Annotated in this window: 17 protein-coding genes; 6 read left to right on the top strand and 11 right to left on the bottom strand. The window is 67.4% G+C overall.

Going from position 1 to position 21042, the window contains the following annotated elements; genetic code table 11:
- Positions 1-2: 2 nt before the first annotated feature.
- Positions 3-338 carry a GIY-YIG nuclease family protein gene (locus V7S63_RS13935; RefSeq protein WP_336530661.1) on the bottom strand — a complete coding sequence of 112 codons (336 nt, stop codon included), beginning with the start codon at positions 336-338 and terminating at the stop codon, positions 3-5.
- 98 nt (positions 339-436) lie between these two features.
- Here V7S63_RS13935 and V7S63_RS13930 point away from each other — a divergent pair, with 98 nt between their 5' ends.
- The gene (locus tag V7S63_RS13930; RefSeq protein ID WP_336530660.1) at positions 437-1000 is read left to right on the top strand and encodes a DUF2239 family protein; all 564 of its coding nucleotides are present in this window, start codon (positions 437-439) and stop codon (positions 998-1000) included.
- Here the strand turns inward: V7S63_RS13930 and eda are convergent.
- The 8 genes from eda to V7S63_RS13890 form a co-directional block, all read right to left on the bottom strand.
- Positions 997-1641: a bifunctional 4-hydroxy-2-oxoglutarate aldolase/2-dehydro-3-deoxy-phosphogluconate aldolase gene (gene eda, locus V7S63_RS13925; protein ID WP_336530659.1), complete on the bottom strand. Its 645-nt coding sequence runs from the start codon at positions 1639-1641 to the stop codon at positions 997-999. The genes V7S63_RS13930 and eda overlap by 4 nt on opposite strands.
- A gap of 25 nt (positions 1642-1666) precedes the next feature.
- Entirely contained in the window at positions 1667-2356 is a 690-nt protein-coding gene (gene pgl, locus V7S63_RS13920) for a 6-phosphogluconolactonase (RefSeq protein WP_158673377.1), read from the bottom strand.
- Positions 2353-3861, bottom strand: a complete 1509-nt coding sequence (gene zwf / locus V7S63_RS13915) for a glucose-6-phosphate dehydrogenase (protein ID WP_336530658.1) — start codon at positions 3859-3861, stop codon at positions 2353-2355. Before zwf ends, pgl begins: the two co-directional genes overlap by 4 nt.
- Before the next feature lie 109 nt (positions 3862-3970).
- Positions 3971-4726 (bottom strand): ABC transporter ATP-binding protein, encoded by a 756-nt coding sequence (locus tag V7S63_RS13910; RefSeq protein WP_248307445.1) that lies wholly within the window; start codon positions 4724-4726, stop codon positions 3971-3973.
- Positions 4723-5562, bottom strand: coding sequence for an ABC transporter ATP-binding protein (locus tag V7S63_RS13905; RefSeq protein ID WP_336530657.1), 840 nt, complete (start codon positions 5560-5562; stop codon positions 4723-4725). Before V7S63_RS13905 ends, V7S63_RS13910 begins: the two co-directional genes overlap by 4 nt.
- 5 nt (positions 5563-5567) lie before the next feature.
- Positions 5568-6479, bottom strand: coding sequence for a nickel transporter permease (nikC, locus tag V7S63_RS13900; RefSeq protein WP_336530656.1), 912 nt, complete (start codon positions 6477-6479; stop codon positions 5568-5570).
- An 11-nt stretch (positions 6480-6490) separates the two neighbouring features.
- Positions 6491-7561: an ABC transporter permease gene (locus tag V7S63_RS13895; RefSeq protein ID WP_091832080.1), complete on the bottom strand. Its 1071-nt coding sequence runs from the start codon at positions 7559-7561 to the stop codon at positions 6491-6493.
- A 116-nt stretch (positions 7562-7677) separates the two neighbouring features.
- Positions 7678-9267, bottom strand: coding sequence for an ABC transporter substrate-binding protein (locus V7S63_RS13890; protein ID WP_336530655.1), 1590 nt, complete (start codon positions 9265-9267; stop codon positions 7678-7680).
- A 257-nt stretch (positions 9268-9524) separates the two neighbouring features.
- Between V7S63_RS13890 and V7S63_RS13885 the strand changes: the two genes are divergently transcribed.
- From V7S63_RS13885 to V7S63_RS13870, 4 genes are read left to right on the top strand one after another with little or no spacing between them, the layout of a single operon-like run.
- Positions 9525-12908, top strand: a complete 3384-nt coding sequence (locus V7S63_RS13885) for a transglutaminase family protein (RefSeq protein ID WP_336530654.1) — start codon at positions 9525-9527, stop codon at positions 12906-12908.
- Between the two features lie 8 nt (positions 12909-12916).
- Positions 12917-15439 (top strand): circularly permuted type 2 ATP-grasp protein, encoded by a 2523-nt coding sequence (locus V7S63_RS13880; protein ID WP_336530653.1) that lies wholly within the window; start codon positions 12917-12919, stop codon positions 15437-15439.
- 10 nt (positions 15440-15449) lie between these two features.
- Complete coding sequence (locus V7S63_RS13875; protein WP_100961376.1) at positions 15450-16328, top strand: transglutaminase family protein; 879 nt, start codon at positions 15450-15452, stop codon at positions 16326-16328.
- A gap of 11 nt (positions 16329-16339) precedes the next feature.
- Positions 16340-17050 carry an HAD family hydrolase gene (locus V7S63_RS13870; protein ID WP_442896474.1) on the top strand — a complete coding sequence of 237 codons (711 nt, stop codon included), beginning with the start codon at positions 16340-16342 and terminating at the stop codon, positions 17048-17050.
- A 250-nt stretch (positions 17051-17300) separates the two neighbouring features.
- Here the strand turns inward: V7S63_RS13870 and V7S63_RS13865 are convergent, their stop codons facing one another.
- Entirely contained in the window at positions 17301-18746 is a 1446-nt protein-coding gene (locus V7S63_RS13865) for an aldehyde dehydrogenase family protein (protein WP_336530651.1), read from the bottom strand.
- A gap of 281 nt (positions 18747-19027) precedes the next feature.
- Positions 19028-19684, bottom strand: a complete 657-nt coding sequence (locus tag V7S63_RS13860) for a glutathione S-transferase family protein (RefSeq protein WP_091832107.1) — start codon at positions 19682-19684, stop codon at positions 19028-19030.
- A 137-nt stretch (positions 19685-19821) separates the two neighbouring features.
- Between V7S63_RS13860 and V7S63_RS13855 the strand changes: the two genes are divergently transcribed.
- Positions 19822-21036, top strand: coding sequence for a polyhydroxyalkanoate depolymerase (locus V7S63_RS13855; protein ID WP_091832110.1), 1215 nt, complete (start codon positions 19822-19824; stop codon positions 21034-21036).
- Positions 21037-21042: the final 6 nt, after the last annotated feature.

Genomic DNA, 21042 nt, shown 5'->3' with positions numbered 1-21042 from the left:
CTTCACACCGCCTCCGCGCCCAGTTCCGCACACCAATGCATCAGCCGCGCCTTCATGACGCGGTCGCGGCCGGCCTCCAGCGCCTTCTCGTCCAGCCGCTCGGCCTCCTCGAAGGAGAAGGCATTCTCGCCATGCGTGTTCCAGGCCGCCTGCAGCGTTCGTCCGCGATGGCTGCCATGGCGCAGCGTGAACCAGATGCGGTTCTGGATCGTCGAGAGATCCGGCGCCTGACCGGCCCAGCGCTCGCCGGTCGCAAGGCAGCGCAGCAGATAGATGCCGGCCACGGCCTTGCGCTCCTTGTAGGCCGCGACGGCGACCTTCCTGTCTTCGTGACGCATGGCGCCCTCCTCATGTGAGGCGCCGCAAATATCACCCGGGCAATATTGACTCAAGCATTTTTATCCGGGTATTTAATGACACCACTCGGGAACCGATCATGTCCGATGCCGACCGCCTTTCGACCGCCTTCGACGGCAACAGCATCCTGGCTCGCGGCCGCTTGGCCGAGGTCGCCCTAGCGGTGCAACAACACTTGATCGAGCGACCGGACGCAGCCCTACTGACCTTCGACGATGCGACCGGACGGGTAGTCGATCTCGACCTGCGCGGCACGTCAGCCGAGATCGTGGCGCGGCTGGGGGACGAGCCGCGCGGGCGCGGACGGCCGAAGCTCGGCGTGGTCGCGCGCGAGGTGACCTTGCTGCCGCGGCATTGGGAGTGGCTGTCGGCGCAGCCGGGCGGAGCCTCTCAGGCGCTGCGACGCTTGATCGACGAAGCCAGGCGTGGCGATCGCGGCGAGACGCAAGGACGCATCGCCCGCGAGGCGGCCTATCGCTTCATGAGCGCGCTCGCCGGCAATCTGCCCGGCTTCGAGGAGGCGACGCGCGCGCTCTTCGCCAATGACGAGATCGGCTTCTTCCGGCAGGCCGCAGGCTGGCCAGCCGACATTCGCACGTACACACAGGAACTGGCCTGGAGCGCAGTGCGAACGGAGGATTAGCCGCGCAGTTCGGCGACCTTATCGCGCGCTTCCTTGGACAGCTTCGTCACCTGCGCCCAATCGCGGTTCTTCACCGCCTCGGCCGGAACGAGCCACGAGCCGCCAACGCAGATCACCTGCGGCAACGCTAGGTAGCTGCCGAGATTGGCGAGCGAGACGCCGCCGGTCGGACAGAACTGCATCTGCGGGAACGGCCCCGACAGCGCCTTCAGGCCGGCAACGCCGCCGGCCTGCTCGGCCGGGAAGAACTTGCATGTGACGCGTCCCGCTCCCACTGCGCGCATGCAGTCGGACGCGGTGGCGACGCCCGGCAGCCAGGGCAGGCCGGTCTTGCGCATGGCCTCGTCGACGCTTTCTGTGAAGCCGGGGCTGACCACGGCGAGCGCACCGGCATTGTGGACCTCGGCCGCCTGGGCTGGCGTCACCACCGTGCCGGCAACCGGCAGGATACCCGGAACCTTCTTCGCGACGACCTCGAGCGCCGCCATCGCGGCCGGGCGGCGGAGCGTGATCTCGATCACGTCGATGCCGCCGGCGAGCAGGGCTTCCGCCAGCGGCACGGCGATCTCGGCCTCGTCGATGACGACGACGGGGACGACGCCGCAGGCCTTGAGGCGGGCGATTTCGGGAGCGATCGACATCGGCAAAGTTCCTTTCGCGCCTCGCTTACGCCTTGGCCCAGTAGACGTCGAGCCCCTGCGGGCGCGAGAGCAGCAGGCCGACCGGGAAGGCTGCCGGCAATTCGACCGCTGAAGCCAAAACGTCCTCCTTCTCCCGACCGGAGATCAGCAAAGCGACATGGCCGGCGCCTTGCAGCCGGGCGGGCGAGAGCGACAGCCGCGGCGGCAAGTCGGGCGGGGTCGCGGCGAGCGCATGCACCGAAGCCGGCGCGGTCAGCGCCGCCGTCTGCCCAGGGAAGAGCGAGGCGATATGCCCGTCCGCCCCCATGCCGCTAACGACGATGTCGAGCGGCGGCAAGGTCTTCAGCACGCGGTCGAGGCTGGCTGCGGCCGCGGCGAGGTCATCGCCGGCGTTATGGAACGAGACGAACGGGGTCCGGCCTTCGCGCAAGGGAGCGAAGGTCGCCCGGATCATGCGCTCGTTCGAGGCCTGATCATCGGGGGCGACGAAGCGCTCGTCGGTCGGCATCAGCGTGATGCTTTCCCAAGGCAGATCGTGCGCGCCGAGCGATCCGAGAAAGCGCGCTGGCGTGGTGCCGCCAGGGACCGCAAGCAACGCCCTGCCCTGCGCCGCGACGAGCGCACGCAGCCGGATCGCGACCGCTTCGGCCAGCGCCTCGGAAGCGTCGGCCAGCGTCTCGAAGCGATGGCGGATCAGCGGGCCGGCCGCGCTCACTCGCCGAACTCCGGATCGGCCCAGGAGCGGCCCTCGCGCTCGATCAGCCCGATCGCCTGCGACGGCCCCCAGGAGCCGGCGGCATAGCGATGCGGCTGGGGATAGTATTCCTGCCAGCCGGCGAGGATCGGGTCGATCCAGGTCCAGGCCTGCTCGACCTCGTCGCGGCGCATGAACAGGGTCTGGTCGCCGCGGATCACATCGGTCAGCAGGCGCTCATAGGCGTCCGGCGTGCGCACGTCGAAGGCGGTCTCGTAGCGCAGATCGAGCTGGCGCGGCACGACCTTGAGCTTGCCCGAGCCCGGCACCTTCATCATCAATTGGAGCTGCACGCCGTCATTGGGCTGGAGCCGGATGATCAGGCGGTTCGCATAGAGTTCCTCGCAGCCCGGGGCGCGGCCGAAGATCGAATGCGGCACCGGCTTGAAGGTGACGGCGATCTCGGAATAGCGCTGCGCCATGCGCTTGCCGGTGCGCAGATAGATCGGGACGCCCGCCCAGCGCCAGGTATCGAGCTCGCAGCGGATCGCGGTGAAGGTCTCGGTGCCGCTGACATGGCCGAGCTCCTCGGCATAACCCTTAACCCGCTGGCCATCGATGACGCCGGGCCCGTACTGGCCGCGGACCGTGTGGCGCTGCACGTCGGGACCGACGATCGGGCGGAGCGCCTTCAGCACCCGGACCTTCTCGTCGCGGACGGCATCGGCCTCGAGCTGGTTCGGCGGCTCGATCGCGAACAGGCAGAGCAGTTGCAGGACGTGGTTCTGCACCATGTCGCGCAGATGGCCGGCCTTGTCGTAATAGCCGGCACGCGATTCCAGCCCGACGGTCTCGGCCACAGTGATCTGGACATTGTCGATGTCGCGGCTCGACCAGGAGCGCTCGAACAGCGTGTTGGCGAAGCGCAAGACCAACAGGTTCTGCACCGTCTCCTTGCCGAGATAATGATCGATCCGGTAGGTCCGGCTCTCAGGCAGGATGCGGGCGACGGCGTCGTTGATCTCCCGCGCCGAGGCGAGATCGCGCCCGAGCGGCTTCTCCAGGATGACGCGTGAAGTCGGCGTCAGAATGCCGGAGCTCGCGAGGTTCTCGCAGATCGGGATGAACAGGTCCGGCGGCGTCGAGAGGTAGAAGGAACGCACGCGTTGGGAATCGCCTAGCGCTTCTTTGAGTGCGCCATAGGTCTCGGGCTTGACCGCATCGAGCAGCACCATGGTGAGGCGGCGGCGGAAGGCGGCGATGCGGTCCTGCGACAGGCCGGCGGCAGCGAGCTTCGCAGCGATCTCGTTGGGGATGCCCTCGACATCCTCCTGCTTGCGGACGATCCCGAGGATACGGCTCTCCTCCGGCAGCACGCCCTCCTCATTGCGCTGGGCCAGCGCCGGGAAGAGCTTGCGCAAGGCGAGGTCGCCGCCGGCACCGAAGATGACCAGATCGAAGGGCGGGACCGGCGTGCGCTCCGGCGCAGCCTCCGGCTTCAGCAGGCGTTCGGCGATGGCGTCCATGGCGGCATACTCCTGATCGGTCCAGTCGAACCGAATCCTGCGACGACAATGCGACCAAGCAGGCAGCTTGCCAAACGGTTTGGGCCCAGGGATGGCGCGCGGTGCGCCCCTACCCCGCCCGCCTGAAGCCCTCGCTCGCCGTCAGCAATTGCTGGGCATAGGCCGTCTGCGGGGCGCGGGCGGCAAGCGTCGCCGCCGTCATCTCCTCGACACCGCGGCCGAACTGCATGACGAGGAGCCGCTCGCACATATGGCCGACCACGGCGAGGTCGTGGCTGACCAGGATATAGGTCAGCTTGCGCTCGTGGCGCAGCGCCTGCAGCAGGTTCAGCACCTCGGCCTGGATCGAGACATCGAGCGCCGAGGTCGGCTCGTCCAACAGCAGGATCGTCGGCTCGAGCACGAGGGCGCGGGCGATGGCGACGCGCTGGCGCTGGCCGCCGGAGAGCTGGTGCGGATAGCGGAAGCGGAAAGAGGTCGGCAGCCCGACATCCTGCATGGCGCGGCTGATCTTCGCCTCGGCGTCGCGGATGCCGTGGATAGCGAGCGGCTCGGCCAAGGTGTCGTCGACGGTCTTCTTCGGGTGCAGCGAACCGTACGGGTCCTGGAACACCATCTGGGCGGCGCGATAGAAGGCCTTGTCGCGGAGCTTGGGCTGGCGCTTGCCGAGGATGTCGACCTCGCCGCTCCAGTCGCGGTTGAGGCCGGCGAGGACGCGCAGCACGGTCGACTTGCCCGAGCCGGATTCACCGACGATGCCGTAGCTCTCGCCCGGCTCGACCGCGAAGGAGAGGTCCTTCACGACATGCGAGTCGCCGAAGGAGACGTTGAGCTTGTCGACGTTGATCGCGGAGTTCGTGCTCATGCCAGCCATGCCGGGTCGCGGTTGAGGGTGGCGAGCTTCGCGCGCGGATGGTCGAGATCGGGCAGGCAGCCGAGCAGGCCACGCGTGTAGGGATGCTGTGCCTTGTCGAGCTCGCCGGCCGGCAGCGTCTCCAGCGCCTTGCCGCCATACATGACGATGACGCGGTCGCAGAACGACTTCACCAGATGCAGGTCGTGGCTGATGAAGATCAGCCCCATGCCGCGGCTGGTGACGAGATCGTCAAGGATCTTCAGCACCTGCAACTGCACGGTGACGTCGAGCGCCGAGGTCGGCTCGTCGGCGATCAGGATCTCCGGTTCGGCGATCAGCATCATCGCGATCATCACACGCTGGCCCATACCGCCCGAGACCTCGTGCGGGTAGAGATCGTAGACACGGCCGGGCTCGCGGATCTGCACCGCTTCGAGCATGGTGAGGCTGCGCTCCCTAGCCTCCCGCGCGCTCGCCTTGTGATGGACACGATAGGCCTCGGCGATCTGGTCGCCGACGGTCTGGACTGGGTTCAGCGAGAATTTCGGGTCCTGCATCACCATGGAGATGTGACGGCCGCGCAATTTGCGGCGGCTCGCCTTGTCCATGGTCGTGAGGTCCTTGCCGCGAAACTCCATGCGCTTGGCCGTGACCACGCCGGGATGCGGGATCAGGTCGAGGATGGCGCGGCCGGTCATCGACTTGCCGGAGCCGGATTCGCCGACGATACCAAGCCTCTCGCGGCCAAGCGTGAAGGAGAGCCCGCGCACCGCATTGACGATGCCGGTCGGGGTGTGGAAGTCGACGCGCAGGTCGTCGAGCGTCAGCAGAGCTTGATCAGACATGCTGCTCACCTCGCATCCAGCACGTCGCGCAAGCCGTCACCGAGCAGGTTGAAGCCGAGCGCGACGACGCAGATGGCGATGCCCGGGAAGGTCGCGACCCACCACTGGTCGAAGATCTGCTCGCGGCCGGTCGAAATCATCGCGCCCCATTCCGGGATCGGCGGCTGGGCGCCGAGGCCAAGGAAGCCGAGGCCGGCGGCCGTGATGATGATGCCGGCCATGTCGAAGGTGGTGCGCACGATCAGCGAGGGCATGCACATCGGCACGACATGCTTGAGCACGATCCGCATCTGGCTGGCGCCCTGCAGGCGCATCGCCGAGATGTAGTCGGCATTGCGGATGATCATCGTCTCGGCGCGGGCGACGCGGGCATAAGGCGGCCAGGCGGTGAAGGCGATGGCGATGACGGCGTTCTCCAGGCCCGGCCCCAGCGCCGCGACGAAGGCGAGCGCCAGCACGAGGCGCGGGAAGGCGAGGAAGACGTCGGTGATGCGCATCAGCACGGTGTCGACCCAGCCGCCGAAATAGCCGGCGGCGCAGCCGATCAGCAGGCCGACCGGCCCGACCGTGATGACGACGAGCATGACGATCACCAGCGTGACGCGGGCGCCGTAGACGACGCGGCTGAAGATGTCGCGGCCGAGCGCGTCGGTGCCGAACCAGTGCTTGGCCGAGGGCGCCAGCAGGCGCTGGTCGAGCGCCTGCGCCAGCGGGTCATGCTGCGCGATCAGCGGCGCGAAGGCGGCCATCAGCAACAGCGCCAGCACGATCACGAGCCCAACCACGGCAGCCGGGTTCTTCCTGAAGGCGAGCCATTGCCGGTAGAGCTGGCCCAGCCTGGCCTGCCGGCGAGATTCCGGCGAGGTCGTGGTCAGCCAGGCATGCCAGGTGACGGAGGTGGCGGTTTGATCGCTCATGCCATCCTCCCTCAGCGTGCCCGCGGGTCGGCCAGCCGGCCGAGGATGTCGGAGAACAGATTAACCGCGATGAAGACGGCGCCGACCACCAGCGTGCCCCCGAGCACCGCGTTCATGTCGGCGTTGAGCAGCGCATTGGTGAGATAGCGGCCAAGCCCCGGCCAGGCGAAGATCGTCTCGGTCAGGACCGAGCCCTCCAGCAGGTGCATGTAGGAGAGCGCGATCACGGTGACGAGCGGCACGAGGGCGTTGCCCAGCGCATGGCCGCAGACGACGCGCCATTCCGACAACCCTTTCACCCGTGCAGCCACGACGTATTGCTGCTGCAACTCGGTGATCATGAAGCTGCGGGTCATGCGGCTGATATAGGCGACCGAGAGCAGGCCGAGCACGGAGGCCGGCAGGATCAGATGCCAGAAGGCGTCCACGAACGCCTCCCACTCGCCCTGCATGGCGGCATCGAGCATGACGATGCCGGTCATCGGCGTGACGAAATCCTGATAGGCGATCGAAAGGCGGCCGGGGCCGGCGACCCAGCCGAGCTTGGCGTAGAACAGCAGGAGCCCCATCAGGCCGAGCCAGAACACCGGGATCGAATAGCCGATCAGGCCGATCACGCGGGCGACCTGGTCGATCCAGCGGCCCTGGTTGACGGCGGCCAGGATGCCGAGCGGCACGCCGAGCGCGACGCCGATCAGCGTGCCGAGCGTCGCCAGCTCCAGCGTCGCCGGGAACACGGTCTTGATGTCGTCGGTGACCTTCTGCGCAGTCAGCACCGACGTGCCGAGGTCGCCGGTAAACACCTTGCCGATATAGACGGCGAATTGCTGCCAGTACGGCTTGTCGAGGCCGAGCGCGAGGCGGGCCTTGTCGTAGACATCGGCGGGGGCGCGGTCGCCGACCACCGCGAGCACCGGGTCGATCGGCATGACGCGGGCGATCAGGAAGGTCACCAGCAGCAGGCCGAAGATGGTGATCGCGACCGTGGTCAGCTCGCGGCCGAGGATCTTGGCCCAGCGGACGACACCGCTCTTGGCGCGTGGCGGGGGTGCGGGCGGGGTCGGTGCAGTGATGGAAACCATCTTCGGCTCCGTTCTTCTTGTTCTTGGAGGGCGTCGGCCAGATCAGGCCAGGACCAATGGCAAGAACCCGCCGCAGCCTGGTGATGGGCTACGGCGGGTTCCGCTGGCGAAACGCCTCAGTTCTTGGTGATCGGAGCGTAGAAATTGGTGTCGGAGCTCGGTCCGATCACCCAGTTGCCGATGCCCTTGCGCTGCGCCGAGACCTCGATCTGCTGGAACATGATGACGAAGGGCGAGACCTTCTGGTGGTCGCGCTGCAGCTCGCCATAGACGGCGGCGCGCTTGGTCGCATCGCTCTCAAGCACGTTGGCCTGGGTGATCTTGGTCATGTCCGGGATATCCCAGGCATTGCGCCAGGCCAGCGTCTTCGACTTTGCCTCCTCGCCATTGTCCTCGTTGATGGCGAAGGTCTCGGCATTGGTGTGCGGGTCGAGATAGTCCGGGCCCCACTGGCCGATATAGATGTCGTGGGTGCGGGCGCGGTACTTGGTCAGGGTCTGCTTGCCGTCGCCGGGAAGGATCTCGAGCTTGATCCCGGCCTGAGCCCAGGTCGACTGGATCGCCTGAGCAATATCGGTGATCGGGTTGACCGAGCGCGTGTCCATCGTGACGGTGAAGCCGTTCGGCAGGCCGGCCTTGGCGAGAAGCTCCTTGGCCTTGGCGACGTCGAGCTTGTAGGGCCTGTCGTCGATGGCGCCGAGGAAGCCCTTGGGCAGGAAGGACTCGTGGCCCTTATAGGTGCCCTCGACGATGTTCTTCTCGATCGCGTCGTAGTCGACCAGCCACTTCAGCGCCTCGCGGACCTCGGGCTTGGCGAGGTTCGGATTCTTCTGGTTCAGGCCGAGATAGAGGATGTAGCCCTTGTCGCCCTGGGTGATCTCGACATTCGCGTTGCTCTTGACCGCGGCGAGCTGGTCCTTGGAGAGATTGCGGGCGATATCGATGTCGCCCTTCTCCAGCAGCAGGCGCTGCGAGGCCGGCTCGGCGACGTGGCGCACGATGATGCGCTTGCTCTTCGGCGCACCCTTGTACCAGCCTTCGTTGGCGTCGAGCGCGTATTGCTCGTTCGGGCGGTAGGCGCGGACCTTGTAGGCGCCGGAGCCGGCCGAGGCGAGCTTGAGCCAGCCATTGCCCCAGTCGCCGTCCTTCTCGTTGGCCTTGACCAGCTTGGAATCGACGATCGAGGCGACGCCCGAGGTCAGGCAGTTCAGGAAGAAGCTCGGCGCGAAGGGCTTGGAGACGGTGATGACGACGGTGTTGGCGTCTGCCGCCTTGACCTTATCCAGCACTGTATCCTTGTTCAGGCCGAACTGGGTGAGGATGAAGCCAGGCGACTTGTTCAACGTCACCGCGCGCTGGAAGGAATAGACCACGTCGGCGGCTGTGAGTGGATTGCCGGAGTGGAACTTGATCCCGGGGCGAAGCTTGAAGGTGTAGGTCAGGCTGTCGGGGCTGACGGTCCAGCTCTCGGCGAGCTCGCCGACGAGCGCATTGTTGTTCTTGAGATCGACGCCGATCAGCTTGTCGTAGAGATTGGTGACGACCTCGACGCCGGAGAACTCGAAGGCCTCGGCCGGATCGAGCGTGATGATGTCGTCGATCTGCTTGGCCATCACGATGGTGTCTTTGGGCGTCTGGGCCTGGGCAGCGCTCGCCAGCAGGGCGGCGAAAGCCGAAGCCGCCATCAATTTCGCTACATGACGCATGGAAAATCCCCGTTGTGTGGTCTGCGGGCACTCGCAGGCGCCCGTTGGCGCGCACTCTGTGGCCAGATCATGGCCGATGTCCAGCCGGGGAAGAGCAGTGTTCGAGGGATGGCGTCCAGCATGCACGCTTGTTGCGCAACAGCCTGAATTGCCGGCGCATTCCTGCGCAGGAACGGGCTTGCTCCGCTTGCCCCTGCCGCTATCGTAATGGCAGCGGCCAGCCCGGGCCGGTTCATGGCACAGCAGGACCCCCGCTCTTGGCCATCATCGCTGCACTGCATCACCTGACCCATTATCGCTATGACCGCCCGGTCACGCTCGGCCCGCAGATCGTCCGCCTGAGGCCGGCGCCCCATTGCCGCTCGGCGGTCAAGAGCTATTCGCTCAAAGTCACGCCGGCCGAGCATTTCGTAAACTGGCAGCAGGACCCGAACGGCAACTGGCTGGCGCGCTACGTCTTCCCCGAGCCGGTGACCGAATTCCGCATCGAGGTCGACCTCGTCACCGAGCTCTCGATCATCAATCCGTTCGACTTCTTCGTCGCCAGCGAAGCCGAGGAATTTCCCTTCGCCTATCCGGATGAATTGAGCGACGAGCTTGCGCCCTATCTGGTCAAGGAGGAGGCCGGGCCACTGCTTGCCGCATTCCTCGCCACGATCCCGCGCGAGAAGACCAACACAGTCAACTTCATCGTCGATCTCAACGCCCGTCTCCAGCAGATGATCGCCTATGGCATCCGGATGGAGCCGGGCGTGCAGGAGCCCGAGCAGACGCTGGCGATCAAATCCGGCTCCTGCCGCGACACCTCCTGGCTGCTCGTCCAGATCCTCAGGCATATCGGCCTCGCCGCCCGCTTCGTCTCCGGCTACCTGATCCAGATGAAGGCGGACGTCGATCCGCTGGAAGGGCCGCGCGGTACCGACAAGGACTTCACCGACCTGCACGCCTGGGCCGAGGTCTATCTTCCCGGCGCAGGCTGGATCGGGATGGATCCGACCTCGGGCCTGCTCACCGGCGAGGGCCACCTGCCGCTGGCGGCGACGCCACATTACCGCTCGGCCGCCCCCGTAAGCGGCGTCGCGAGCTATGCCGAGACGCAGTTCGCTTTCGACATGAGCGTCACGCGCGTGCACGAGGTGCCGCGCATCACCCTGCCCTTCTCGGATGCCTCCTGGACCGAGCTCGACGCGCTCGGCGAGCAGGTCGAGGCCGATCTCACGGCGCAGGACGTTCGCCTGACCATGGGAGGTGAGCCGACCTTCGTCTCGATCGACGACCAGACCGGCGAGGAATGGAACACCGCCGCCGTCGGGCCGACCAAGCGCGAGCGCGCCGACGTGCTGATCCGGCGCCTGCGCGAGCGCTTCGCACCGGGCGGCATGCTACATTACGGCCAGGGCAAATGGTATCCGGGCGAGAGCCTGCCGCGCTGGGCCTTTGCGCTTTACTGGCGCGAGGATGGCGAGCCGATCTGGCGCAATGCCGCGCTGATCGCGCGCGAGCCCGGCGCCAAGACCGGCGGCGACCGCGAGCACGAAGTCGTGCCGAGTTCTGCCGCAGTCGAGAGACTCGCCGCGGGCCTGTCCGAGCGGCTCGGCCTCGGGGCCGACTATGTGCTGCCGGCCTATGAGGACACCGGCCACTGGCTGGTGAAGGAAGGCCAGCTACCGGAGAATGTCGACCCGCTCGACCCGAAGCTGTCGGATCCAGAGGAACGCGCTCGCATGGTCCGCGTCTTCGAGCGCGGGCTCGGCAAGCCGAGCGGCTATGTCATCCCGGTGCAGCGCTGGCAGGCAGCCGCGGACGACCGGCGCTGGCGCTCGGAGAAGTGGAAGCTCAGGCGCGGCAAGCTCTTCCTGGTACCGGGCGATTCACCGGTCGGCTTCCGGCTGCCGCTCGGATCGCTGCCGCATGTCCCGGCCAAATCCTATCCGCATATTCATCCGCAGGACCCTCTGGAGCCGCGCGGACCGCTGCCGCCTGCCACTGCCAGCTCACCTGGCGCGCCGCGCGCCGCCGATTCCCCGCCGAGCTTCGACGGCCCGATCCAGCCGACGCGGCCGGCCGGAAGCAGCGAGCCCCAGACTGCGCGCCAGGACATCGTCGAGCAGGAGCTCGGCGCCGAATCGGTGCGCACCGCGCTCAGCATCGAGGTGCGCGACGGCGTGCTTTGCGTCTTCCTGCCGCCGGTCGAGCGAGTTGAGGATTATCTCGACCTGATCGCCAGCATCGAGGCGACAGCGGAAGAGACTGGCCAGCCGGTGCATATCGAAGGCTATTCACCGCCGCATGACCCGCGCCTCAACGTCATCAAGGTCACGCCCGACCCTGGCGTGATCGAGGTCAACATCCACCCGGCGAAGACTTGGGCGGAAGCTGTCGCGATCACCCGCGGCGTCTACGAGGAAGCCCGCCAGTCCCGGCTCTGCGCCGAGAAATTCATGGTCGACGGCCGTCACACCGGCACCGGTGGCGGCAACCATGTCGTGCTCGGCGGCGTCACCCCGGCCGACAGCCCGTTCCTGCGCCGGCCGGACCTCCTGAAGAGCATCGTGCTCTACTGGCAGCGTCACCCGTCGCTATCCTATCTGTTCTCCGGCCTGTTCATCGGCCCGACCAGCCAGGCGCCGCGCATCGACGAGGCCCGGCACGACCAGCTCTACGAGCTCGAGATCGCGCTGGCGCAGACGCCCGGCCCGCACGATCCCGCCATCCCGCTCTGGCTGGTCGACCGGCTCTATCGCAACCTCCTGGTCGATGTCTCCGGCAACACCCACCGCACCGAGATCTGCATCGACAAGCTCTATTCGCCGGATGGGCCGACGGGCCGGCTTGGGCTGATCGAGTTCCGTTCCTTCGAGATGCCGCCGGATGCGCGGATGTCGCTGGCGCAGCAACTGCTGATCCGGGCGCTGATCGCCTGGTTCTGGCGTGAGCCGCAACAGGGCAAGCTCGTGCGCTGGGGCACCAGCCTGCATGACCGCTTCATGCTGCCCGAGATCGTCTCGCAGGATTTCCGCGACGTGCTCGCCGATCTGGAACGGGCCGGCTACCGCTTCGATCCCGCCTGGTTCTCGGCGCAGCACGAGTTCCGCTTCCCCTTCTTCGGCAGGATCAACCAGGGCGGCGTCGAACTGGAACTGCGCCAGGCACTCGAGCCCTGGCACGTCATGGGCGAGGAAGGCGCGATCGGCGGCACCGTCCGCTATGTCGATTCCTCGGTCGAGCGCCTGCAGGTCAAGGCGACGGGATTGACCCCCGGCCGGCACGTGATCACCTGCAATGGCCGCGCGCTGCCGATGACCGATATCGCCGCCGGAACCTGCATCGCCGGCCTGCGCTTCAAGGCCTGGCAGCCGGCTTCCGGACTGCATCCGACGATACCGGTGCATGCGCCGCTGACCTTCGACATCGTCGATACGTGGGCTGGGCGCTCGCTCGGCGGCTGCGTCTATCATGTCGCCCATCCCGGCGGGCGCAATTACGAGACACCACCTGTGAATTCCTACGAGGCGGAGGCCAGGAGGCTGGCCCGGTTCGAAGCGATCGGCCATAGTCCGGGACCGCTGGCGATTCCCGCAGAAGAGCGCAATCCGGAGTTCCCGATGACCCTCGACCTGCGCCGTCCGCCGGGGGTTTGAGGTCGAGGATGGCTTTGCAGCGCCGATCGAGTTCGACGCGGACGCGCAATGAGCGCCGTAACGCCCTGCTCGCGGGCTATCGGCCGCTGGCAGGCGCTTACGACGAGCTGATGGCGCCTGATGGCTCGATCCGGCCGCATTGGGAGCCGTTCCTGGCGGAATGGTCGTCGCTCTCCAGCGACGAGCTGCAGCGCCGCTTCGGCCTCGCCGACCGGCATGTCCGCGACACCGGCGTGTCCTATCGCGTCCATGGCGACCTCGACGAGAGCGATCCTCTCGCCGGCGAGCGCTCATGGCCGCTGAATCATGCCCCGCTCGTACTCACCGGGCAGGAATGGCAGGTGATCGCCGCCGGCGTCGCCCAGCGCGCGAGCCTGCTCGACACCGTGCTCGGAGACATCTACGGCCCCGGCCGATTGATCGCAGAAGGTGCACTGCCGGCCGCGGCCATCACTGGCAGCCCCGACTATCTCAGGCCGGTGCAAGGCACGGCCGGCGCGGGACAACTGCAGATCTACGCCGCCGATCTCGGCCGCGGGCCGGATGGGCGCTGGTGGGTGTTGAACGACCGCACCCAGGCACCATCCGGCGCGGGCTATGCGCTGGAGAACCGGCTCGCCCTCGGCCGCGCTTTCCCCGACCTGTTCCGGACGATGAATGTCGAGCGGCTCGCCGGCTTCTTCCAGGGCTTCCGCGCCGGGCTCGTCGCGCGCGCCCGGCGGGTCGAGCCGCGCATCTGCCTGCTGACGCCTGGCCAGATGCACGAAAGCTATTTCGAGCAGGCCTATCTTGCCCGCTATCTCGGCTTCCTGCTGGTCGAGGGCGGCGACCTCGTCATGCGCGACGGGCTAGTGCATGTGCGCACCATCGCCGGCTTCAAGCGCGCCGACATCATCTGGCGGCGCATCGACGGCGACTTCGCCGACCCGCTGGAGCTCAACGCCCGTTCCGCGCTTGGCGTGCCCGGCCTGGTCGAGGCGGTGCGGGCCGAGAATGTCGCCGTCGCCAACGGGCTCGGCTCCGGCGTGGTCGAGGCGCGCGCACTGATGGGCTTCATTCCCCGGCTGGCGCGGGAGGTAGTCGGCGAAGAGCTGATCCTGCCGAACGTCGCGACCTGGTGGTGCGGCCAGCCGCGCGAGCGCGGGATCGTGCTAGACCGGCTGGACGAGATGAGCGTTTCCCCCGCCTTCCGCGCGCCAGGCGACGGGCTCGACGGCGGCACCGTATTGGTCGCCGATCTCGACAAGGCCGAGCGCGAGGCATTGCGCGCCCGGATCGGCGAGCGCGGGCTCGACTATGTCGGGCAGGAGGTCGTCAACCTCTCGACCATGCCGGTGATGCAGGGCGGCCGGCTGGAGCCGCGGCCGATGACACTGCGTGTCTTTGCTGCCGCGACGCCCGATGGCTGGCAAGTGATGCCAGGCGGCTTCTGCCGCATCTCCGAGGACTGCGATGCGCGCGCCGTGACGATGCGCGCGGGCGTGCGCTCCAGCGATGTCTGGGTGACCTCCGACCAGCCGGTCGAGCAGGTGACATTGCTGCCGAGTCCGGACCGGATCGGCATCCGCCGCATCGTCGGCATCCTGCCGAGCCGCGCCGCCGACAACCTGTTCTGGCTCGGGCGCTATCTGGAGCGCAGCGAGGCTACGCTGCGGCTGGTGCGCGCCTTGCTGGGGCGCCTGATCAATGCCGACGACCAGGCACCCGGCCACGGCGAGACGATCAAGCGGCTCGCCAATCTGCTCGTCGCCTGGGGCGCGGCGCCGACGGCGTCCAAGGCCCGCTCCGTCGTGGTCCAGGCACGCTCCGCTTTGCACGATCTCGACCATTACGGTTCGGCCGCCGCCTCGGTCCGCGAAGCCAGGCGCACCGCCTCCGTCATCCGCGAGCGGCTCTCGGTCGATGCCTGGCGGCTGTTCGGCGATCTGCAGCGCCAGCTCGCCGACCCCGGCAAGCCGACCAGCGAGGGCGAGGCTTTCGAGATCGCCGATACCGGATTGAAGTCGCTCGCCGCCTTCTCGGGGCTCTCCCAGGAGAACATGGTGCGCGGCGCCGGCTGGCGTTTCCTCGACATCGGCCGGCGGATCGAGCGCGGCATCACCACCTGCCGCTTCGCCCGCCATTTCGTCGAGAACAACGCACCGGGCAATTGCCTCGACGCGCTGCTCGACCTGACGGACTCGCAGATCACCTATCGCTCGCGCTACATGCTCGGCGCCGCGCTGCAGCCGGTTCTCGATCTCGTCATGCTCGATCCCTACAATCCGCGCTCCGTCGCTTTCCAGATCGAGCAGCTCGATGCCGAGATTGCGGCACTGCCTTCCCTCAACGACGACGGGATGCTGGAGGAGCCGCGCCGGCTCGCACTCAAGCTCGCTGCCGAATGCCGCACCGCTGAGGCCAGCCGTCTCGACCGCACCGGTATCCTTTATTTCGAGCAATTGCTGATGGGGCTCTCGAGTGCAGTCGCGGAGCGCTATTTCCTGCAGAACTCCACGCCGGAAGGTTCGCGGATGACGCGACTCGCGTAAGGGAGTCCGGGTGATCTACGCCATTCGCCATCTCACGGCTTACAGCTATAGCCGGCCGGTACCCTTCGCGCGCTGCATCCTGCGCGTGCTGCCGCGCGACGGCGTCGGCCAGCGTGTCCTGACCAGCCAGCTCTCCGTGGCGCCGCGCGGTGCCGAGCGGCGCGACGGTGTCTGCTTCTTCGGCAATCGCACGACGACGCTGACCATCGCCAAGCCGCATCGCGAGCTCAGGATCGAGATGACCTCGCGGGTCGAGGTGATGCGGACTGCGCCGCCCTTTCCGGCCCTGACGCGAGGCTGGGAGGAGGTCGCCGAACTCGCCTTGCAGGCGCAGAGCCTCTCCCCGGATTCCCCCGCCCAATATCTCTATCCCAGCCGGCTGGCGCCGACCGTGTCGGAGATCACCGACTATGCCCGCAGGAGCTTTGCCGCGAAGCGGCCGGTCTTCGAGGCGGCGGGCGAGCTGATGGCCCGGATCCGCAAGGAGTTCGTCTACGATCCCGAGGCGACCGAGGTCTCGACGCCGATCCGCGAGGCCTTCGCCAACCGCCACGGTGTCTGCCAGGACTTCGCCCATATCATGATCGCGGGCTTGAGGGGCCTCGGCCTGCCGGCCGCCTATGTCAGCGGCTATCTGCGCACGATCCCGCCAGCGGGTCAGCCGAGGCTGGAGGGCGCCGACGCCACCCATGCCTGGGTGATGCTCTGGTGCGGGCCTGAGACCGGCTGGATCGGGCTCGACCCGACCAACGATCTCGTCGTCGCCGACGACCATATCGTTACCGCGACGGGGCGCGACTATGCCGACGTCTCGCCGCTCGACGGCGTTCTGGTTGGGCCCGGCAGCCAGAAGCTCGACGTCAAGGTCGATGTGGTCCCCGTCCTATGATTGCCGGTAACGTGATGGCGCGCCCTTCCATCCGCGGCGTCCTGTTCGACAAGGACGGCACGCTGATCGACTACCAGGCGAGCTGGGCCCCAACCAATCTCGGCGCCGGCCGGCTCGCGGCCCAGGGCGACACCGAGCTGGCGGCGCGGCTGCTGACGATTGCCGGCGTCGATCCAGCGACAGGCTACGCCACCTCCGACGGCCTGCTCGCCTCCGGCAATACCGAGGACGTGGCGCAGGCTTGGGTGGAGGCCGGCGCCAGGTTCGGGATGGCGGAGCTGACCGACCGGCTCGACACCCTCTTTCGATCCGCGGTCGTCGCAGCCGTGCCGGTCTGCGATCTTGCTGCCCTGTTCGCCAGCCTTGCCGATCGCGGCCTCGCGCTCGGTATCGCCTCCAGCGACAGCGAAGCGGCGGTGACCGCGACGGCCGAGCGCTTCGGCCTCGAACCACATCTGGTCTTCCAGTGCGGCTATGATTCCGGCCATGGCGCCAAGCCGGAGCGCGGCATGGTCGACGGCTTCTGTGCCGCGACGGGGCTGCCCGCGGATGCGGTCGGCGTCGTCGGCGATTCCAGCCATGACATGCACATGGCGGCCGCGGCCGGGGCTGGCCTTCGGGTCGCCGTCCTGACCGGTGCCGGCAGCGCCGAGACCTTGCGCCCGCTCAGCCATATCCTGCTGCCGAGCATCGCCGGGCTGGAGCAGGCGCTGTTCGATTAGTCAGGACGCCGAAGGGGCGGGTTTCGACATCCATTACCTGTCATCCCGGACAAGCCGCGTCAGCGGCGCCGATCCGGGATCCATTCCTGAGCTTGTCCGAAAGAGGCTCCGGAATGGGTCCCGGGTCTCCGCTGCGCTCCGCCCGGGACGACCCGTCCCCTTGTGACAGGACCCCAACGAACCATCAGTTCGGCATGAAAAAGGGCCGCGCTTGCAACGCGGCCCCGATAGCCCTGGATGACGTCCCGGCTCACGCCAGCGTGTAGGAGGTCTTCACCGTGGTGTAGAACTCACGGGCATAGGCGCCCTGCTCGCGCGGGCCGTAGCTCGAGCCCTTACGGCCGCCGAACGGCACATGGTAGTCGACGCCCGCGGTGGCGAGGTTGACCATCACCATGCCGGCCTCGGCGTTGCGCTTGAAATGCGTCGCATACTTCAGCGAGGTCGTGCAGATTCCCGAGGACAGGCCGAACTCGGTGTCGTTGGCGATGGCGAGCGCCTCTTCGTAGTCCTTGACGCGGACGACGTTGGCGACCGGGCCGAAGACCTCCTCGCGCGAGATGCGCATGGCGTTGGTGGTCTCGGTGAACAGCGCCGGCTGCAGGTAGAAGCCGGGGTTCTCGCGATTGAGCAGTTCGCCGCCGAAGGCGAGCTTGCCGCCCTCGTCGCGGGCGATCTGGATGTACTTCAGGTTCTGGTCGAGCTGGCTCTGGTCGACGACCGGGCCGATCGTGGTGCCGGCCTTCAGCGCGTCGTCGACAGTGACGCCCTTCAGCCGCTCGATGCAGGCCTCGACGAAGCGGTCGTGAATGCCGGCCTGGACGATCAGGCGCGAGGAGGCCGTGCAGCGCTGGCCGGTCGAGAAGAAGGCGCCTTGGACGGCAGCCTCGACCGCAACCTTGAGATCCGCATCGTCGAGCACGACGAGCGGGTTCTTACCGCCCATCTCGAGCTGGACCTTCTTCATCGGGTTCCCGGCGATGCAGGCGGCCGCGACCTTGCGGCCGGTCGAGACCGAGCCGGTGAAGGAGATCGCGTGTACATCCTTGTGCTCGAGCAGCGCCTGGCCGACCACCGAGCCGCGGCCCATCACCAGGTTGAGCACGCCCTTGGGCAGGCCGGCGCGCTGGATGATGTCGACCAGCGCCCAGGCCGAGCCGGGCACCAGGTCGGCCGGCTTGATCACGACGCAATTGCCGTAGGCGAGCGCTGGGGCGATCTTCCAGGCCGGGATCGCGATCGGGAAATTCCAGGGCGTGATCATGCCGACGATGCCGACCGGCTCGCGGGTGACCTCGACACCAACGCCGGGGCGCACGGAGGGGATGCTCTCGCCGTTCAGACGCAGGCACTCGCCGGCGAAGAAGGCGAAGATCTGGCCGGCGCGGGTCGCCTCGCCGATGCCTTCCGGTAGGGTCTTGCCTTCCTCGCGCGAGAGCAGCTTTCCGAGCTCTTCCTTGCGGGCGAGGATCTCGTCGGAGGCCTTCTTCAGGACCTCGTAGCGCTCCTGCGGGGTGGTGCGGCTCCAGGCCGGGAAAGCGGCCTTGGCGGCGGCGACCGCATTGTTCAGGTCGTCGACGGACCCTTGCGAATACTCGCCGACGACGTCGTTGGTGTTGGAGGGGTTGATGTTGCGCGAAGCGTTCTGCGAGCCGGTCCATTCACCGGCGATCAGGTTCTTGAAGGGAGCATTCATCGCAAAACCTCTTGCCTAACCAAACGTGCCAAACCGAATTGAGGAGCCGGTCTTAACCGTTTTATGTCGGCAAGGCCATGCAGGGCGGCCCGATGAATGGCGATGTGCGCCCCGCCATGGGCGCATGCGGCAGGGCTGACAAGAGGTCGTTGGGCGCAGTTCATGGCCGCCATTGCGGCTTACTGCAGGAAGCCGATGCCGCGCTCTACCGGGTAAAGCAGGCCGGCCGCGGCCGCGGCCGCGTCGTCGTCGCGCGCCGCGCCGCCTGATCTCCGACGCGCTCAGAATTCGGCGTCGAGTTCCTCGAGTTCGTCCGGCTCGGTCTTCGCAGCCGCGATCCAGCGCTGCAGCGCCGGCCAGCCGAGGATCGTCTGGCAATAAGCCCGGCTGAGCGGGTCGAGCGCGACGTCATAGGTTAGGAAGCGCAGGCAGACCGGCGCATACATCGCATCCGCCATGGTGAGCCGTTCGCCGAAGAGATAGGGCCCGCCATAGCTCGCGATGCAGTCGCGCCAGATCTCGATGACGCGGTCAATGTCGGCCTGGGCTCCGGCCCAGAGCTTGAAGCCAGGATAATGCGCCTTGAGGTTCATCGGCAGGGCCGAGCGCAGATTGGCGAAACCCGAATGCATCTCACCGGAAATGGCACGGCAACGGGCGCGCGCGCCGACCTCGGCCGGCAGCAGTCCGGCCTGCGGCTTCAGCTCGTCGAGATAGCCGGCGATGGCGAGCGTGTCCCAGATCACCACGCCGTCATGGCGCAGGCAGGGCACCAGGAAGGAGGGCGAGAGCAGCAGCAGTTCGGCCCGAGCCGAGGGGTCGTCGACCGAGAGCATGATCTCCTCGACCTCGAGACCTGCGAGCTGGCAGAGCAGCCAGCCGCGCAGCGACCAGGACGAGTAGTTCTTGCTACTGATGGTCAGCGTGGTGGCGGGCATGCTCGGCATCCTCGGCGCGCGGAGAACCGGCGTAGCAAGAGATGTTCCAGCGGCGCCGGCACGCGCGGCGGCGTGGGCATGCCGATTGCACGGGGCCACGGCCTATGCCGGCGCGGCACGATCGGGATCGCAGACGGATGCTCTATCTCGCCTATCAGGCCCAGTCCGACCTGTTGGACCCGGCTCGCGCGCTCGCCCAGGCGGCGATCGTGACCCTCGGCAGCCGGGCCCTGCTCGGCGAGCCGCTGAGTCTGCGTGCCGCGGCGGCCGGCTACGAGATGGTGACGCGGGCCGGTCTGACGCATAAGCGCCCGCCCTATGGCATCGCCAGCGTCCGCACCGGCAATCGCGACGTGCCGGTGACCGAAGAGGCGGCACTGACCCTTCCCTTCGGCACCCTGCTGCATTTCCGCAAGGACAGCGATCTCGCCCAGTCGAAGGTGCTGGTGGTCGCGCCGATGTCCGGGCATTTCGCCACCTTGCTGCGCAACACCGTCGCGACACTGCTGCAGGATCACGACGTCTACATCACCGACTGGCACAATGCCCGCGACGTGCCACTCGAGGCCGGCCCCTTCGGATATGACGACTATGTCGACTATCTGATCCGGTTCCTCGACGTGCTCGGTCCGCAGGCACATCTCGTCGCAGTCTGCCAGCCTTGTGTGCAGGTGCTCACCGCGGCGGCAGTGATGGCGCAGGCCGGCCACCGCGCCCAGGCCCGCAGCATGACGCTGATGGCCGGGCCGGTCGATACCCGCATCAACCCCACGGCGGTGAACCGGCTCGCCAACGACAAGCCGATCGAGTGGTTCCGCAGCAACCTGATCTCGACCGTGCCGCGGCGCTATGGCGGCGGCGGGCGCCGGGTCTATCCCGGCTTCGTCCAGCTTGGCGCGTTTCTGGCGATGAACATGAGCCGGCACGTCAACGCGCATATCGATCTCTTCACCCACCTCGCCGCCGGCGAGACCGAGAAGGCGCAGACGATCAAGGCCTTCTACGACGAGTATTTCGCGGTGCTCGACCTGCCGGCCGAGTTCTATCTCGAGACCGTGCAGTGGATCTTCCAGGAGGCGCGGCTGGCGGCCGGCACGCTGACCTATCGCGGCGAGCGCGTCGATTGCAGCGCGATCCGCAGGACGGCGCTGCTTACAGTCGAGGGCGAGCGCGACGACATCTGCTCGCTCGGGCAGACCGCGGCGGCGCACGACCTTTGCCGCGGGCTCAAGCCCTTCCGCAAGCGCCATCACATGCAGGCCGGCGTCGGCCATTACGGCGTGTTCTCGGGGCGCAAATGGGAGAACCAGATCTACCCGATCGTCCGCAACATGATCCTGGCGAACAGCTGAGCAGCC

The organism is Allobosea sp. CCNWLY174, from assembly GCF_037120455.1.
In the GTDB taxonomy this organism is placed as follows: domain Bacteria; phylum Pseudomonadota; class Alphaproteobacteria; order Rhizobiales; family Beijerinckiaceae; genus Allobosea; species Allobosea lupini.
Note: the sequence above shows the minus strand (reverse complement) of the source record. Positions and strands in the feature narration are given on the sequence as shown.

Excerpts from the sequence above, each read along its gene's own strand:
- V7S63_RS13895 (WP_091832080.1), bottom strand. The coding sequence starts at position 7,561 with ATGGTTTCCATCACTGCACCGACCCCGCCCGCACCCCCGCCACGCGCC.
- V7S63_RS13860 (WP_091832107.1), bottom strand. The coding sequence starts at position 19,684 with ATGCCCGCCACCACGCTGACCATCAGTAGCAAGAACTACTCGTCCTGG.
- nikC (WP_336530656.1), bottom strand. The coding sequence starts at position 6,479 with ATGAGCGATCAAACCGCCACCTCCGTCACCTGGCATGCCTGGCTGACC.
- eda (WP_336530659.1), bottom strand. The coding sequence starts at position 1,641 with ATGTCGATCGCTCCCGAAATCGCCCGCCTCAAGGCCTGCGGCGTCGTC.
- V7S63_RS13905 (WP_336530657.1), bottom strand. The coding sequence starts at position 5,562 with ATGTCTGATCAAGCTCTGCTGACGCTCGACGACCTGCGCGTCGACTTC.
- V7S63_RS13930 (WP_336530660.1), top strand. The coding sequence starts at position 437 with ATGTCCGATGCCGACCGCCTTTCGACCGCCTTCGACGGCAACAGCATC.
- V7S63_RS13935 (WP_336530661.1), bottom strand. The coding sequence starts at position 338 with ATGCGTCACGAAGACAGGAAGGTCGCCGTCGCGGCCTACAAGGAGCGC.
- V7S63_RS13880 (WP_336530653.1), top strand. The coding sequence starts at position 12,917 with ATGGCTTTGCAGCGCCGATCGAGTTCGACGCGGACGCGCAATGAGCGC.
- V7S63_RS13865 (WP_336530651.1), bottom strand. The coding sequence starts at position 18,746 with ATGAATGCTCCCTTCAAGAACCTGATCGCCGGTGAATGGACCGGCTCG.
- zwf (WP_336530658.1), bottom strand. The coding sequence starts at position 3,861 with ATGGACGCCATCGCCGAACGCCTGCTGAAGCCGGAGGCTGCGCCGGAG.
- V7S63_RS13910 (WP_248307445.1), bottom strand. The coding sequence starts at position 4,726 with ATGAGCACGAACTCCGCGATCAACGTCGACAAGCTCAACGTCTCCTTC.
- V7S63_RS13855 (WP_091832110.1), top strand. The coding sequence starts at position 19,822 with ATGCTCTATCTCGCCTATCAGGCCCAGTCCGACCTGTTGGACCCGGCT.
- V7S63_RS13890 (WP_336530655.1), bottom strand. The coding sequence starts at position 9,267 with ATGCGTCATGTAGCGAAATTGATGGCGGCTTCGGCTTTCGCCGCCCTG.